Below are 1,103 nucleotides of genomic sequence, written 5' to 3'. Positions count from 1 at the left end.
TCACAACGGGCTGAAATCACTCAACTTTCTTTTTCGGTCAGGCTCTCAGGATGAGGTCTGGCAGGACGGGCCGCGGGTAGATCGAAGAATCGTGGGCAAAGCGAAGCATGCCCACCATTCAAGACCGCGGTCGCGGACGGATGGTGGGCACGGCGCCAAAGTGGCGCCTTTGCCCACGCTACGGTGCAACGAATCCTACCTGCACCGCGGATAGATCGCGGCGAGTTCGCGCCCGCGCAACAGCAGAAGCCGCGCGGTCAGCCCGCCGCGGCGGCTGATCCAATCCCGCACCGCCTCCGGATAGGCCGCCTGCACCGCGCGCGAGGCCTCCGGTTCCGCATAGATGCGGCCGCGGCCGTCGATCGAGCGGGCGGCGTGGAACCCCAGCACCGCGCGGCGGGTTACGCAGATCCGCTCCTCCGGTATCGTCATCAGCACCAGCGTGCAGGCCGACAGGCATGGCCCGTCGATCACCACCCGCTCGCCGGATTGGCGCACCCGATCGAACAGCTCGAGAAACGGTCCGACCTGTCCGCCGGGGCTGGCGAGAATACGAATCTCGGCCCGAACCGGCCCGATTGCCGCGAACAGCGCGGCTACGGCAACGACTACCTTGATGACCGCCATTCGCATGCGCGACTCCTTCGTCAGCACTGCCCTCCGGCCCAGTTACGCTGAGATATGTGGCAAGGTTTCGTCAATCCTCCGCGCCGGAGACGCCGGCCTCCGTGAAAGTTGCCATCCCGGCGTGGCAGGCCAGTGCCGCGCGGATCAGCAGGATCGCGACAGCAGCGCCGGACGCCTCGCCGAGCCGCATGTTCAGGTCGAGCAGCGGATGCAGCTTCAGTTCGCGCAGCAGATCGCGGTGGCCGGATTCCGCCGAGACGTGCCCGGCGCGGCAATGATCGAGCGCGCCGGCATCAAGACGCGCAAGCGGCAGCACAGCCGACGTTGCCACGAAACCGTCGAGCAGCACCGGAACTTTATGCTGCCTTGCGGCAAGCGCCGCGCCGGCGATCGCCGCGAGCTCGCGGCCGCCCAGCGCCGCCGCCACTGCCAGCGGATCGCCGAGAGTATCGCGATGGAAATTCAGCGCGGCCTCG

The 1,103-nt window shown here is 67.5% G+C and carries 2 protein-coding genes; both read right to left on the bottom strand.

All coding sequences use genetic code 11. The features are described from left to right. Positions 1-195: 195 nt before the first annotated feature. A complete protein-coding gene (locus CP49_RS28200) occupies positions 196-627 on the bottom strand; it encodes a hypothetical protein (protein ID WP_420807661.1) in 432 nt (143 codons plus the stop codon). Positions 628-697: 70 nt separating this feature from the next. Beyond that, positions 698-1,103: nicotinate-nucleotide--dimethylbenzimidazole phosphoribosyltransferase (locus tag CP49_RS28195; RefSeq protein ID WP_197423261.1), on the bottom strand; the 406-nt coding region annotated here is incomplete at its 5' end.

Origin of the sequence: Bradyrhizobium valentinum (genome assembly GCF_001440405.1) — a bacterium.
Classification (GTDB): domain Bacteria; phylum Pseudomonadota; class Alphaproteobacteria; order Rhizobiales; family Xanthobacteraceae; genus Bradyrhizobium; species Bradyrhizobium valentinum.
This window is presented reverse-complemented; position numbering and strand designations above follow the sequence as displayed.